This window comes from Shinella sp. S4-D37 (assembly GCF_040812195.1).
Lineage (GTDB): Bacteria > Pseudomonadota > Alphaproteobacteria > Rhizobiales > Rhizobiaceae > Shinella.
In genome coordinates this window covers 400,712-415,070 of the sequence record NZ_JBFNXL010000005.1, presented here as the reverse complement: position 1 = coordinate 415,070, position 14,359 = coordinate 400,712, and the positions used below count along the sequence as shown (strand labels likewise).

Below are 14,359 nucleotides of genomic sequence, written 5' to 3'. Positions count from 1 at the left end.
CAGGCGAGAGGCGGATGCGGCTTACTTGAGGAAGCCGTTCTTCTTCAGGAAGTCCTCGGCAACGGCCTTGGCCGGCTCGCCGCCGACCTGGACGCGGCCGTTGAGGTCCTGCAGCGTGACGAGGTCGAGCTTCTCGAAGACGGGCTTGAGGATCTCCTCGATCTGCGGATTGGCCTTCAACACCGCCTCGCGGATGATCGGCGCCGGCTGATAGACCGGCTGCACGCCCTTGTCGTCCTCCAGCACGACGAGCCCGGACGGCGCGATGCCGCCGTCCGTGCCGTAGACCATGGCGGCGTTCGCACCGTTCGTCTGGTTGGCGGCCGCCGCGATCGTGGCGGCCGTGTCGCCGCCCGAAAGCGTGATGAGCTGCTCCGGCTTCAGGGTGAAATCGTAGGTCGTCTGGAAGGCCGGCAGGGCCGCCGCCGAGTTCACGAATTCCGAGGAGGCGGCCAGTACCACCTGGCCGCCGCCCGCGACATATTTGCCGAAATCGCTCAGCGTCGCCAGCTTGTTCGGCTCGGCGACGTCCTTGCGCAGCGCGATCGCCCAGGTGTTGTTGGCCGGGGACGGCGTCAGCCAGACGATCTTGTTGGCGTCGAAATCGAGCGTCTTGGCCAGTTCATAGGCCTTGGCGGCATCCTTCCAGGCCGGGTCCTCGGCCTTTTCGAAGAAGAAGGCGGCATTGCCGGTATATTCCGGATAGATGTCGATCTCGCCGGCGATGATCGCCTGGCGCACGACCGGAGTCGCGCCGAGCTGCACGCGGTCCGTCGTCTCGATGCCGTTCGCATTCAGCACCGAAAGAATGATGTTGCCGAGCACGCCGCCCTCGGTATCGATCTTCGAGGAGACGACGACCTGGGCCTGTGCGGCACCGGCTGCAAGCCCGAGGGCCAGGGCCGCTCCGAGGAATTTGACGACTGGACGCATGAGATAACCCTTTCGTTCTGTGCGGAAAGCCATGACGGTATTTTCACCACGTTCGGGAAAGCCGGTCCCGGCAAAGCATTTCATATATGGCAGGCAATCGCAAAAAATAGACCGCATCGGCCGGCCGGGGCATGCCGTTTGTTGCGGCGTTCAAAGCGCTTTCGAGATTGGGCGAAGAAGCGGGCTTTTGCAACAGAAACGCGTTGCATTCGCCGGACGCATCCGACACTCTTCCCCCGGCCCGCCTCATTTTCCGATACTGCATTTCACCCCTGCCGGAAAACCATCCCGGGCCGATGTCCGGCGCAGATCCGTGAGGGACAATGAGCATCTACGTTCTCGCATTGCTGATCGGTATCGTGGCGGGGCTGCGCGCGATGACGGCACCGGCGGCCGTCAGCATCGGGGCGGCGCTGGGCTGGCTTCCCGTCTCCGGCACCTGGGCCGCCTTCCTGGCCTATCGTTTCACGCCCTACATCTTCGGCGCGCTCGCCCTCGTCGAGTTCGTCACCGACCAGTTGCCCGGCACGCCGAGCCGCAAGGTGCCGCAGCAGTTCGGCGCGCGCATCGTCAGCGGCGGGTTCTGCGGCGCAGTTCTCGGCACCTTCGGGGGGTCGATGATCGGCGGGCTCGTCGCCGGCGTCATCGGCGCGGTCATCGGCACGCTCGGCGGCTATGAAGCCCGCAAACGCCTTGTCGCAGCCATCGGCGGCAAGGATCTTCCGATCGCGGTGCTGGAAGACGCCGTCGCCGTGCTGCTCGGCCTCTTCGTCGTCTCATCGGTCGTGCCATGAAGCGATTCGACGCCATCATCGTCGGCGCGGGCCAGGCCGGCCCGTCGCTTGCCGGCCGGCTGACGGCCGCGGGAAAATCCGTCGCCCTCATCGAGCGCAAGCATGTCGGCGGCACCTGCGTGAACACCGGCTGCATGCCGACCAAGACCATGGTCGCCAGCGCCTATGCCGCCCATCTCGCCCGCCGCGGCGCCAATTACGGCGTGGTGACGGGCGACGTCTCCATCGACTTCGCCAGGGTGATGGCGCGCAAGGACAAGGTGCGCTTCGATGCGCGCAAGAGCAACGAGGACTGGCTGGCGGGCATGCAGGGCCTCACCCTCATCCGCGGCCATGCGCGCTTCGAAAGCCCGACGGAGATCCGTGTCGGCGAGGAACTGCTGTCCGCCGGACAGGTCTTCCTCAATGTCGGCGGCCGGGCCGTCGTGCCCGATTTCCCGGGCATCGGCGACGTGCCACATCTCGACAATGTCTCGATGATGGAGCTGACCGAGGTGCCGAAGCACCTCATCGTCGTCGGTGGCAGCTATATCGGGCTGGAATTTGCCCAGATGTTCCGCCGCTTCGGTTCGAAGGTGACGGTCGTCGAGAAAGGGCCGCGGCTGATCGCCCGCGAGGACGAGGACGTCAGCGCCGCCGTGCGCGACATCCTCGAACGCGAGGGTATCGCCATCCGCACCGGGGCGGAGTGCATCCGCTTCTTCAAAAGCGGCGAGGGCGTCGGGGTGGCGGTCGACTGCACGGCGGGCGGGCCGGAGATCCTGGGCTCCCACATCCTCCTTGCCACCGGCAGGCGGCCGAATACCGACGACCTCGACCTCGACAAGGCGGGGGTGGCGACGGACAGGCGCGGCTACATCACCGTCGACGAGCGGCTGGAGACGAGCGTGCCCGGCATCTTCGCCATGGGCGACTGCAACGGCCGCGGCGCCTTCACCCACACGGCCTACAACGACTTCGAGATCGTCGCCGCGAACCTCCTCGACAACGAACCGCGCAAGGTGAGCGACCGCATCCAGACCTATGCGCTCTATATCGACCCGCCGCTCGGCCGCGCCGGCATGAGCGAAACGGAAGCGCGCAAGACCGGCCGCAAGCTGCTGGTCGGCACAAGGCCGATGAGCCGCGTCGGCCGCGCCAAGGAGAAGGGGGAAACGCTCGGCTTCATGAAGGTGATCGCCGATGCGCAAACGAAGGAAATCCTCGGCGCCTCCATTCTCGGCACCGGCGGCGACGAGGCGGTGCAGAGCATTCTCGACGTGATGTATGCGGGCAAGCCCTATACGACCATCACGCATGCGGTGCACATCCATCCGACCGTTTCGGAGCTGATTCCGACGATTTTCGGGGACATGCAGCCAGTGGAATGAATGGGGTCGGCGGGCGCCAGCGGCGGCCCCTCATCCCGCTGCCGCAACCTTCTCCCCGTAGCCAAGGAGAAGGCGCCGGCAGGCGGATGAGGGGCATCGCCCGCCGGCATCTACTTACTTCTTGCGCAACGTCAGCGCCGGATTATGGGCGAAGAAGTTGTGCGGCATGATGTGCACGGTCTTCCACTCGGTCGACATGACCGGCCAGTCCTCCATGCGCGGAATGTGGTGGAAGCCGGCGGAGAACCAGGTGACGATGTCCTTGCCCATCAGGCTCTGGTCCTTCTTCACCCATTCGGCGAGCGTATCCGAGCCGTCGCTCTGCATGGCGAACTTGCCGCCGGCATAGCGCTGTTCCGGATCGTACACGGTGTTCCAGACCGAATATTCGATATAGGCGTTGCGCTTCATCGGCGGATCGTTGGCATAGTCGTAGGGGCCGTAGGCGACGCTGCCGTGATGGATCATCCAGCCCGGCTCGTGGCCGAGATAGCCCTCGCGCGACGGATTGGAGATGTGGAAGTAGCGCGGCTGCATGGCCGAGAGCTTGTAGCGCGCCTCCATTTCCGTGTGCGGCATGGTGTGCTCGACCGTCCACATCGACTTGCGCGGGCTCGACGCATCGAGCTTGGCCGGCACGATGTCCATGGTCGAGAAATGGTTCACCGGCTGGTCGATGTCGAAATCGATGCGGAAGTTGAAATAGTGGTCGTGGTTGGCGGCCACAAGGTTCGGCGCGATCAGCGTGCCATAGGCCGTGTCCGCCTTCGCCGTCGCATCCTTCATCGAGGCCGAGGCGACGCCTTTCACCGCATCGAGGCCGGTCGCGCCGACATAGATGTTGATCTGGCCGTTCTGCTGCAGGCGATAGTCGATGAGATAGTCGTAGTTGCCGACCTCGGAGGCCGTACGCACCACGAGTTCGGTCGCCGGGCGCCCTTCTGCCGGCACCGGGGTTTCCGGCGTCTGTGCGAAGACCTCGAAATGGCGCCAGGCCGGATCGCCGATATTGCGCTCGAAGACGCAGATCGCATCCGGGATGACGAGCGGCGAACCCTTGTCGTCGGCGATCGTCGCCGGCAGGAAGGTGGCATGCGCGGGGCAGTCGATGCCGGCGCGCAGCGGGCTGAGGAAGAGGCCGAAGCCGTACTCCCCGCTGTCCATGTAGGTGCGCCAGTACCAGCCCTCCGTCGGGTCCATATAGGGCACGAAGACCTCGGAAAGATGCGCCTGGTAAATGACCGAGCGCCAGGTGCCGTCGTCGTTGACGTCGAGATTGGAGACGACGAGGCCCGGCCGCTTGTCGACGCGGAAGTTGAAGCGCCAGATGTCCCATTCGACATGGCTGCCGTCGATCTTGTAGTTCGGCCCGCCGTCCTGCACGAGCGTGACGGGCTTCATTTCCGGACGCAGCGGCAGGCGCGCGGCGACCTCCTCTTCCGTATAACCCCAGCTATCCTTCGGCGCCTGTTCCACGACACCGGTATCGATGACGCGCTGCACCTCCTTCTTGCCGATATCGTAGATGGCGAAGAGCCCTTCGATCGGCTTGGCATAGAAATTGGACCCCTCCGGCACCTGGTAGCAGGGCACCTTCATCAGGCGGGAGTTCTGGTATTCCTCCGTGAAGAAGTTGCCGCCCGTCAGCGGCAGGCAGAAGGCCTGCTCCGGCTTCAGGCCGCGCTTTTCAAGCCCCGCGATCATGTCCGGATGGCCGAGCGCACCCTCCAGCGCATTCATGAACTCGGTGAACAGCACCATCGGCTGGCCCGCCGTCTTGCCGTTGCTCTCGACCGTGCCCTTGGAGATGTTGACGACCGCCTCGTTGAAGCCGTCGGCACTGGTGAAATAGACCGTCGCCTTGCGGTCGAGGCTGCCACCTTCCTTCCAGGCGAGCACCTCGGCCTTGGCCGGTTCCTTCAGCTCGATCAACGGATAGAGCGTATCGTCGTCCGCGACCTTCTGCTCGCGCAGGATCTGGTTGATCTTCTGGTATTCCTCGGCGGTCAGCCCGTCGAGCGGATGGGCGGCGGCCGCGCCGGCGGCAAGGCCGAGCGCAAGTGCCGTCGTCGCCAGATGTTTCATCAGTCTCATGATCGTTCCCTCTTTTCGTTTGCTTGTGTCAGGCAAAGACCACCTGGATATCGGTGTATTCGGCAAGCCCCTCCTCGGCGAACTCGACGCCGATGCCCGAGGCCTTCACGCCGCCGAAGGGCACATTCGGCTGGATGGCGCCGTGCTTGTTGATCCAGACGGAACCGCAGGCGAGGCGCCCGGCCACCTTTTTCGCGGCCGCGACATCGGACGACCAGACCGAGCCGCCGAGACCGTTCGGGCTGTCGTTGGCAAGCCGGATCGCCTCTTCCAGGTCGGAGTAGCGGATGATCGGCAGCGCCGGCCCGAACTGCTCCTCGTCGACCAGCGGATCGCCGTTGCGAAGGCCGGCGATGATGGTCGGCGGGAAGAACAGGCCCTCGCCCGGCTCTCCGCCGAGCAGCACCTTGCCCCGTTCCCTCGCGTCCGCGACGAGGTGCGAGACCTTGTCGAACTGCATGCGGTTCTGGATCGGCCCGAGGATGCTCGCCTCCTCCATGCCGTCGCCGACCTTGACATTGCGTGCATAGGCGACCAGCGCCTCGCAGACCGCGTCATGGATGGTATCGTGCACATAGAGCCGCTTCATCGCCGCGCAGGTCTGGCCGTTGTTGATGAAGGCGCCCCAGAAGAGGCCTTCGGCGATCGCCGCCGGATCCGCATCGGGCAGGACGATGCCGGCGTCGTTGCCGCCGAGTTCCAGCGTCAGGCGCTTCATCGTGTCGGCGGCGGACCGCATGACCCTCTGGCCGGTGGCGCAGGAGCCGGTGAAGACGATCTTGCGGATATCCGGATGCGCCGACATGGCACCGCCGAGATTGAAGGCCCTGTCGTCGCCGGTCACCACGTTGACAACGCCCGGCGGCAGCACCTCATTCATGATCTCGACCAGCCGCAGGGTGGAAAGCGGCGTATGGGGCGAGGGCTTGACGACGACCGTGTTGCCCGTGCGCAGCGCCGGCAGGATATGCCAGACGGCGATCATGACCGGGAAGTTCCACGGCGTGATGGAGCCGACGACGCCGAGCGGCTTGCGGGTGAGCTCCACCCTGCCCTGCTCGTTGTCCTGCAAAACCCGCGCCGGCAGCGAGAGCCCGGTCGTATAGCCCGCCCAGGCGACGGCGCCGCCGACCTCCCAGCGCGAGCCGAGGCCGTTGAGCGGCTTGCCCTGCTCGAGCGTGATGATCTCGGCAAGCTCGCCGGCATGTTCCTCGATCTTCGCCGTCACCGCCGAGCAAGCCGCCTGCAGCGCAGCATCGTCCTGCGCCGACCACGCGGCGAAGGCCGCCTTGGCGACGGAGACCGCCGCATCCAGCTCCGCTCCGCCCATGTTCGGCGCGCGGCCGACCTCCTTGCCCGTCGCCGGGTTGAGAACGGCGAAGTCCGCGCCGACAGGCGCCGGCCTGCCGCCGATGGTCGCTTTGAATTCCATCATGTCCGCCTCCTCCATGAACGCTCCCGCCTCCTCCGACGGGGATATATGGTGGCAGAGATTAGAGGGGTGCGGCGCGCCGGACTTGGACGGCACCGTCCCGCCTTTTGGATAAAAGCGTCAATGGCAGCGCGCGACGGCGCCCGGCGTCATGCCGTATTTCTTGCGGAACTCGCGGTAGAAATAGGAAAGGTCGTTGAAGCCGCAATCGAAGGCAACCGCCGTGACGCCCTCCGCCGCCTGTTCTCCCTTGCGGGCGGAAAGCCGCGCATGGGCAAGCTCCAGCCGGCGGTTGAGCAGCCGGTGCCCGGGCGTTTCGCCAAGCGGGCGGAAATGCCGCTGCAGCATGCGCTCCGAGACGTTAAGGCGGACGGCCAGCTCGCGCGGCCCGAAGCCCGGATCCGCGCGGTGGCGATCGATCATCGCAAGCGCGCGCGACAGCAGCGTCTCGACGGGCGCGGCGGCGCCCGTCACGCGGGCCGAATGCAGGTAGGCGCCGAGAAGGCAGAGGAAGGCTTCGCCAAGCTGCGCCTGCGCGCCCTCCTCCAGCAGCATTTTCGCAATGACCGCGCGCATGGCGAGCCAGAGGGGATCGTCGCGCGAGATCGAGAGGCCGCCGGTGCACGGCGTGCCGAAGCGGTGGAGCATCTCGTCACGCGGGATGTGCAGCGACACCTGGTTCGAGCGCTCGCCGCGATAGAGGAAGGTCGAGGGCCTGACGGAATCGACGAGGAACATGTCGCCCGGCGAAAGCTCCGCGACCTGATCGCCCTGCTCGACGCGACAATGGCCGGCATCCTGCACCAGCAGGAAGAAATATTCGCCGGGATCCTGCCGGATGGAGCGGGTGTTGCGCGCGACCTCGGAGGCATCGAGCGCGACGATGGCCGTATCGAAGGGGCCGACACGCCGCGTCGTGACATCGCCGTTGACGACACCCGTCCGGCGCATCGGCTCCAGATCGAACGAGCCGCAGACCCTCCTGATCTCCGCCTCGAGAATTTCTACCGGCACCGGCTTGTGTCCCGGCGTCATCAGCGACTGCATCGTGCCCTCCCCGGCTCTAGCAGAAAGCCTGTTCTCCCAAAAACGATCTCACCACAGTCCGCAACGCCTGCCTATCCCCGCAAGGCAGTCTTGCCGGAATCGCCTCAACCGGCAAGCGCGGAAAAGCCGCCGGCCTCCGCCGCCCGGCGCAGGCCGTCGCCCGGCGGTTCGGCAAGGCCTTCCGCCGCAAGACGATCCAGCACCGCCACCACCGTAGAAAGCCCGCGCGCCTCGGCATGGTGCATCGGCCCGCCGCGCCAGCGCGGGAAGCCGTAGCCATGGATCTTCACCAGATCGATATCGGCAGCGCGCAGCGCCACGCGTTCTTCCAGGATGCGCGCCGCCTCGTTGACCATGGGCAGGAGAATGGCGTCGGCGATACCGTCCTCGTCCCATGTCCGCTGCGCACGACCCTCCGTCGCCTCCGCGATGATTGCCGCCACGGTTTCCGAGGGTTTTGGCGCGCGGTCGCCCGGCTGATAGTCGTACCAGCCGCCGCCGGTCTTCTGGCCGTAGCGTTCGAGGGCGCAGAGCCGGTCGGCGACGGGCGCGAAGGGTGTTTCGCCCCGCTCGCGCGCCGCCCTGCGCTGGAAAGCCGCGATGTCGAGGCCGCCGAGATCCTGCGCCTCGAAAGGCCCCATCGGCAGGCCGAAGGCGCGCATGGCGGCATCGACCGCGGACGGCGTCGCGCCCGACAGCAGAAGCCGCTCGGCCTGCGCCCGCGTCACCTTCAGGATGCGGTTGCCGATGAAACCGTCGCAGATGCCGGCACGCACCGGGATCTTGCCGAGCATCCGGGCGAGCGCAAAACCGGTCGCCAGCACCTCCGGCGCCGTCGCCTCCGTCGGCACGATCTCCAAAAGCTTCATGATATGCGCCGGACTGAAGAAATGCAGGCCGAGGAACCGTTCCGGATGGCTGACGCCCGCGCTGATCGCGTCGGGATCGAGATAGGACGTGTTGGTGGCCAGCACCGCATCCGGCCGGCAGACCGCCGAGAGCCTTTCGAAGACGGCGCGCTTGACGGCGAGGTCCTCGAAGACCGCCTCGATGACGAGGTCGGTATCGGCCATAAGGCCATAATCGTCGCCGCCGGTGACGCCGGCCATGCGCTCGTCCGCCACCGCCTGCGCGATGCGGCCGCGCTTCACCGCGCCGTCATAGATGCCCCGCACATTGGCAAGCCCGCGCTCGACGGCCGCCGCATCACGTTCGATGAGGACGACCGGCAGGCCGGTATCGCGCAGTGCCGCGGCAATGCCCGCGCCCATCGTGCCGCCGCCGATGACGGCGGCCGAACGGATGGCGCGCGGCGTGACGCCGGCAAGCTCCGGCGGGCGCGGCGCGGCGCGCTCGGCAAAGAAGACATGGCGCAGCGCCGCCGCCTGCGCCGAGCCGCGCAGGTCGAGGAAGGTTTCCCGCTCGAAGGCCATGGCGCTGGCGAAAACCGTCTCGCTCGCCTTCCGCACCGAGGCGAGCGCCCGGAGCGGTGCGACTTCCCGCTTCGCCTTGCCCGCCACTGCCTTTTCGGCACCTTCCCAGAAACCCGCCTCGACGGGGGCCACGGCACGGCTGGAGATCGGCTGCGGCCGGGCCTTGCCGGCAATGTCCTTCGCAAAGGCAATCGCGCCGGCCCGCAGGTCGCCGTCGACAACGGCGTCGATCAGGCCGAGCGTTTCCGCCTTCTTCGCCCCCACCGGATTGCCGCTCGTCACCAGATCGATAGCGGCGGCGGGGCCGATCAGCCGCGGCAAGCGCACTGTGCCGCCGGCGCCCGGGATGATGCCGAGCTTGACTTCCGGCAGGCCGAGGCTGGCGGAGGCGACGGCCACGCGATACGCGCAGCCGAGCGCCACTTCGAGCCCGCCGCCGAGTGCGCTGCCGTGGATCGCCGCGACCCAGGGCTTTTTCGCGCCCTCGATGGTCGCCACCACATCCGGCAAATGCGGCGGCACCGGCGGCTTGCCGAATTCGCCGACATCCGCCCCGGCGATGAAGGTGCGGCCGGCGCAGATCAGCACGACGGCCTTCACGGCATCGTCCGCGTCGAGCGCCGCCACCGCCTCGGCGAGCCCCTGGCGCAGCGTCTGCGACAGCGCGTTGACGGGCGGGTTGTCGACGGTGACGACGGCGATGGCGTTTTCACGGGCGATGGTGACGGTCATGGTCTCATATTCCCAGGTAAGCGGCGCGGATGCGTTCATCCGCGATGAGGTCGGCAGCGGGACCGGACATGGTGATGCGGCCCGTCTCCATGACATAGCCGCGATCGGCGACGGAGAGCGCGCCGAACGCGTTCTGCTCGACGAGCAGCACGGTGACACCGAGCGCCTTGAGGCTCTTCACCACGTCGAAGATCTGCGCCACGAGGATGGGGGCAAGGCCCATGCTCGGCTCGTCGAGCAGCAGGCAGGAGGGGCGGCCCATCAGCGCGCGGGCGATCGCCAGCATCTGCTGCTGGCCGCCGGAAAGACCGCCGGCTGCAAGATTGCGCTTCTCTTTCAGGATCGGGAACATGGCGAAGGCGTCCTCCCGGTCCCGGTCCACCTTGTCGTCGGAGAAGAGATAAGCGCCGAGGCGCAGGTTCTCTTCCACCGTCAGGTTGGTGAAGATCTGGCGCCCTTCGGGCGACTGGGCAAGGCCGCGCCGCACACGGGCATGCGCCGGCACCGTCGTCAGCGCCTCGCCGCGAAAGACGATGGACCCGGCCGAGACCGGCTGGATGCCGGAAAGGCACTTGAGCAGCGTGGTCTTGCCGGCGCCGTTCGCGCCGACCACCGTGACGATCTCGCCGGACGCGACGTCGAGGTCGATGCCGTGCAGCACCTCGATACGGCCGTAGCGTGAACGCAGTCCTTCAACCGTCAGCATTCTGCACCTCCGCCGCCTGGGCACCCAGATAGGCCTCGATGACGCGCGGATCGCGCGCGATCGCCGCCGGTTCGCCCTCGGCGATCTTCTCGCCATGATCGAGCACCACGATATGGTTGGAAATGCGCATGACCATCTTCATGTCGTGCTCCACCAGCAGGATCGACACGCCTTCGGCCGCGACCCTGGCGATCAGGTGGTCGATCTCCTCCGTCTCGACGGCGTTGCAGCCAGCGGCCGGCTCGTCGAGCAGCAGCACGCGCGGCTTCAGCGCCAGCGCACGGGCGATCTCCAGCCGCTTGAGCGCGCCATAGGAGAGCGAGCCCGCCTCCTGCTCGGCGGCGCGGCCGAGGCCGACGCGGTCGAGCAGCGCGCGGGCGCTTTCCTCCGATGCCTTGCTGCGCCGGCGCGAGGCCGACAGCGCGAGGAGATCGGCGAAGACCGAGCCGCGCTCATGCAGGTGATGGCCGGTGACGGCGTTTTCCAGCACGCTCATCGACTGGAAGATCTGCAGGTTCTGAAAGGTGCGCGACAGGCCGCGCCGGGCCAGCAGGTGCGGCGGCATGCGCGTGACATCCTCCCCGTCCAGCACGACGCGGCCGCGGGCCGGGGCGTAGACGCCCGAGATCATGTTGAACAGCGTCGTCTTGCCGGCGCCGTTCGGGCCGATGACGGAGACGATCTCGCCGGGTTTCAAGGAGAAACTGACATCGCCCACGGCGCGAAGGCCGCCGAAATCGATGCCGAGACCTTCGATCTGAAGCAGGCTCATTCCGCCCTCCCCCGGATGCGGCGCGCCATAGAGGGCAACAGGCCCTCACGCATGAAGATCATGACCAGCATCATGACAAGGCCAAGCAGGAGCTGTTCGTATTCCTGGAAGACCGTCAGCACCTGCGGCAGCGCGGTGAGGATTGCCGCGCCGAGGATGGCGCCGAGCACCGATCCCGCCCCGCCGAGCACCGCCATGGTGACCATCTCGATCGAGTGCATGAAGCCGGCGACATCCGGCGTGATGAACTTGTTCTGCAGCGCCAGCAGCGAACCCGACACCGAGGCATAGACCGCCGACAGGACGAAGGCGACGAGCTTGTAATGCGCGACGTCGATGCCGACCGTGCGGGCGGCGACTTCCGAGCCGTGGAGCGCACGCAGCGCCCGGCCCGTCGGGCTGTGGTGGAGGTTGAGCGCCAGCCAGGCGCCGATGACCAGCACGAGGCCGGAGAAGGCATACCAGAATTCGGTGTTGGAAAGGTCGATGCCGATGGCTTTCAGGACGGCGCGCAGGCCCAGTTCCGGCACCGCCATGCCATCCGGCCCGCCGGTGAGCTGCGCCTCGTTGGAGAGCACCATCGAGACGAGGATGCCGAAGCCGAGGCTGGCGACGGCGAGATAGTAGCCCTTGAGCCGCAGGATCGGCCGGCCGACGAGGAAAGCGATGGCGGCCGAGAGCGCCGCGCCGAGCAAAGCGGCGAGCGCCGGATGCAGGCCTAGATGGACCGGCGCCAGCGCGCAGGCATAGGCGCCGATGCCGGCAAAGCCCGCATGGCCGAGGCTGATCTGCCCGGCATAGCCGATGAGGATGACAAGACCCGTCACCGCAAGCCCGTTGACGAAGATCAGCGAGCCGACGCGGAAATAGTAGGAGGACGGGAAGAAGACCGGCGCGATCGCGATGACCGCGGCGAGGATGAGGAGCGTGGTTGCCTTGCCGGAGAGCCGCATGATCACACCCGATCCGTCGACTTGCGGCCGAAAAGGCCCTGCGGCATGGCGAAGAGCACCGCGAGGATGACGACGAAGGCGGCCGCATCCTTGTATTGCGAACTGAGATAACCGGCCGTCATCGCCTCCAGGATGCCGAGCAGCAGGCCGCCGACGAGGGCGCCCTTCGGATTGCCCATGCCGCCGAGCATGGCGGCGGCGAAACCCTTCAGCGCCAGCGCGAGGCCGACATCGTAGCTCGTCAGCGTGATCGGCGTCACCAGCACGCCTGCAAGCGCCCCAATGGCGGCGGACATGGCGAAGGAGAGCGTCATCACATAGTTCGTGTTGATGCCGACGAGCTGGGCCGCGACGCGGTTGTTCGCCGTCGCCAGCACGGCGCGGCCGATCAGCGTGCGCGTGAAGAACAGCCAGAGACAGAAGAAGACGGCGAGCGCCCCGGCAATCACCCAGAGGCTCTGCGGCAGGATGGTCGCGCCGCCGATGATGATCGGCTGGTCGCCGGAAAAGGCGGGGAAACGGTGGATCTGCTTGTCGAAGACGAGCTGCGCCGCGCCGCGGATGAAGATCGAGGCGCCGATGGTGATGATGATCAGCGAGACGACGGGCGCGCCGCGCGCCGGCTCGATCGCCAGCTTGTTGAGCGCCACGCCGACACCGGCCGTCGCGACGACGGCGATGAGCGCGGCAAGCGGCAGCGGCAGGCCGGCGGCGGAGGCGAAGACGGTGATCATGCCGCCGAGCATGACGAACTCGCCCTGGGCGAAGTTCACCACGTCGGACGCGTTGTAGATGATCGTGAAGCCGAGCGCGACCAGCGCGTAGACAGCGCCGACCGTAATCCCGGAGAGGAGGAATTGCAGGAGTTCGGGCATGGATGCCTCCGCTTCGCGCGCGACGTTTCCGCCGGCCCGCCGCCTGATGGCGCGGGCCGGCGGGCTCGATTACTCGACGATCTTCCAGCCGCCCTTCTCGATCTGAAGCATGCGGAAGGCCGACAGGTCGAGGCCGAGATGGTCCTCCGCCGTCATGGTCACGGTGCCTGTCGTGCCGACAAGGCCGGACGTGCCTTCGATCGCGTCGCGAATCGCCGACGGCTCGGTGCTGCCGGCCCGCGTGATCGCTTCGACGAGGATGCGCAGCGCGTCATGGGCATAGCCGCCGAAGGTCGAGACAGGCTTGCCGGTCGCCTTCTCGTAGGCCTCCTTGTAGGCGACGACGACGGCGCGCTGGGGATCGCTTTCCGGCAGGAGACTCGCGACGAGCAGCGCCGTGCCCGGCAGGCGCACGCCCTCGGCGGCCTGCGCGCCCGCAAGCTCGATGAAGCCGTCCGAGGCAACGCCGTGCGACTGGTAGAGCGGCAGGCCGACGGCGAGCTGGGCATAGTTGCGCGTGACGATCGCCGGGCCCTGGCCGAAGCCGGGGTTCAACACGGCCTGGATGCCGTCCTTGCCCTTGATGTTGGTCAACTGCGGCGTCATGTCGGCATCGGTCGGGCCATAGGTCTCGTCGGCCAGGACCTCGATGCCGTAGTCGCCGATGATCTCCAGGCATTGCTTGCGCATGGAGGCGCCGAAGCCGTCGGAGCCGGAGATCAGGCCGATCTTGGTGATGCCGGCCTTCTTCATGTCCTCGAAAATCTTGGCGCAGGCCATGCGGTCCGTGTGCGGCGTCTTGAAGGTGAAGGGGCGGACGGGATCGATGATCTCGATGGCGCCGGCAAGCGAGATGAACGGGATCTCGGCATCCTCGAAAACCGGGATGATGGCCATGGAGGTGCCCGTCGTCGTGCCGCCGATCACGGCGACGACCTCGTCGTCCTCCACTAGGCGGGTGGCGAAGGTGCGGGCCTTGTTCGGATCGCCGCCGTCGTCATAGACGATCAGGTCGATCTTCTCGCCATTGACGCCGCCGGCCGCATTGATCTCCTCGACCAGCATCTTCAGCGTTTTCGCCTCCGGATCGCCGAGGAAGGAGGCGGGGCCGGTTTCCGAAAGGGTCGCTCCGACCTTGATATCGGCAAGGGTGGGCGCGGCACAGCCGAGGACGAGGGCCAGGGCAGTCGTGGCAAGGGCAAGTTTCATGTCGGTTTC

At 66.9% G+C, this 14,359-nt stretch carries 12 protein-coding genes; 2 read left to right on the top strand and 10 right to left on the bottom strand.

Annotated features, from left to right (window positions below):
* Positions 1 to 21: 21 nt before the first annotated feature.
* Positions 22 to 933 carry an ABC transporter substrate-binding protein gene (locus tag AB3G45_RS09495; RefSeq protein WP_367830312.1) on the bottom strand — a complete coding sequence of 304 codons (912 nt, stop codon included), beginning with the start codon at positions 931 to 933 and terminating at the stop codon, positions 22 to 24.
* A 323-nt stretch (positions 934 to 1,256) separates the two neighbouring features.
* Here AB3G45_RS09495 and AB3G45_RS09490 point away from each other — a divergent pair, with 323 nt between their 5' ends.
* Both AB3G45_RS09490 and AB3G45_RS09485 read left to right on the top strand, forming a co-directional pair.
* The gene (locus tag AB3G45_RS09490; protein WP_367830311.1) at positions 1,257 to 1,727 is read left to right on the top strand and encodes a DUF4126 domain-containing protein; all 471 of its coding nucleotides are present in this window, start codon (positions 1,257 to 1,259) and stop codon (positions 1,725 to 1,727) included.
* A complete protein-coding gene (locus tag AB3G45_RS09485) occupies positions 1,724 to 3,097 on the top strand; it encodes an FAD-containing oxidoreductase (protein WP_367830310.1) in 1,374 nt (457 codons plus the stop codon). The genes AB3G45_RS09490 and AB3G45_RS09485 overlap by 4 nt, the downstream gene beginning before the upstream one ends.
* Before the next feature lie 114 nt (positions 3,098 to 3,211).
* On the opposite strand, the gene AB3G45_RS09480 is transcribed toward AB3G45_RS09485, so the two are convergent.
* From AB3G45_RS09480 to AB3G45_RS09440, 9 genes are all read right to left on the bottom strand, one after another.
* Positions 3,212 to 5,191 carry a tyramine oxidase gene (locus AB3G45_RS09480; protein WP_367830309.1) on the bottom strand — a complete coding sequence of 660 codons (1,980 nt, stop codon included), beginning with the start codon at positions 5,189 to 5,191 and terminating at the stop codon, positions 3,212 to 3,214.
* Positions 5,192 to 5,219: 28 nt separating this feature from the next.
* A complete protein-coding gene (locus AB3G45_RS09475; RefSeq protein ID WP_367830308.1) occupies positions 5,220 to 6,626 on the bottom strand; it encodes an aldehyde dehydrogenase family protein in 1,407 nt (468 codons plus the stop codon).
* A 117-nt stretch (positions 6,627 to 6,743) separates the two neighbouring features.
* The gene (locus AB3G45_RS09470; protein WP_367830307.1) at positions 6,744 to 7,670 is read right to left on the bottom strand and encodes a helix-turn-helix domain-containing protein; all 927 of its coding nucleotides are present in this window, start codon (positions 7,668 to 7,670) and stop codon (positions 6,744 to 6,746) included.
* A gap of 104 nt (positions 7,671 to 7,774) precedes the next feature.
* Positions 7,775 to 9,835 (bottom strand): 3-hydroxyacyl-CoA dehydrogenase NAD-binding domain-containing protein, encoded by a 2,061-nt coding sequence (locus AB3G45_RS09465; protein WP_367830306.1) that lies wholly within the window; start codon positions 9,833 to 9,835, stop codon positions 7,775 to 7,777.
* Positions 9,836 to 9,839: 4 nt separating this feature from the next.
* On the bottom strand, positions 9,840 to 10,541 hold the full coding sequence (locus AB3G45_RS09460; protein WP_367830305.1) for an ABC transporter ATP-binding protein: 702 nt from the start codon (positions 10,539 to 10,541) through the stop codon (positions 9,840 to 9,842).
* A complete protein-coding gene (locus AB3G45_RS09455; protein ID WP_367830304.1) occupies positions 10,528 to 11,313 on the bottom strand; it encodes an ABC transporter ATP-binding protein in 786 nt (261 codons plus the stop codon). The genes AB3G45_RS09460 and AB3G45_RS09455 overlap by 14 nt, the downstream gene beginning before the upstream one ends.
* Positions 11,310 to 12,266, bottom strand: a complete 957-nt coding sequence (locus AB3G45_RS09450; protein ID WP_367830303.1) for a branched-chain amino acid ABC transporter permease — start codon at positions 12,264 to 12,266, stop codon at positions 11,310 to 11,312. Before AB3G45_RS09450 ends, AB3G45_RS09455 begins: the two co-directional genes overlap by 4 nt.
* 2 nt (positions 12,267 to 12,268) lie before the next feature.
* Complete coding sequence (locus tag AB3G45_RS09445) at positions 12,269 to 13,141, bottom strand: branched-chain amino acid ABC transporter permease (RefSeq protein ID WP_367830302.1); 873 nt, start codon at positions 13,139 to 13,141, stop codon at positions 12,269 to 12,271.
* Between the two features lie 69 nt (positions 13,142 to 13,210).
* Positions 13,211 to 14,350, bottom strand: coding sequence for an ABC transporter substrate-binding protein (locus AB3G45_RS09440; protein ID WP_367830301.1), 1,140 nt, complete (start codon positions 14,348 to 14,350; stop codon positions 13,211 to 13,213).
* Positions 14,351 to 14,359: the final 9 nt, after the last annotated feature.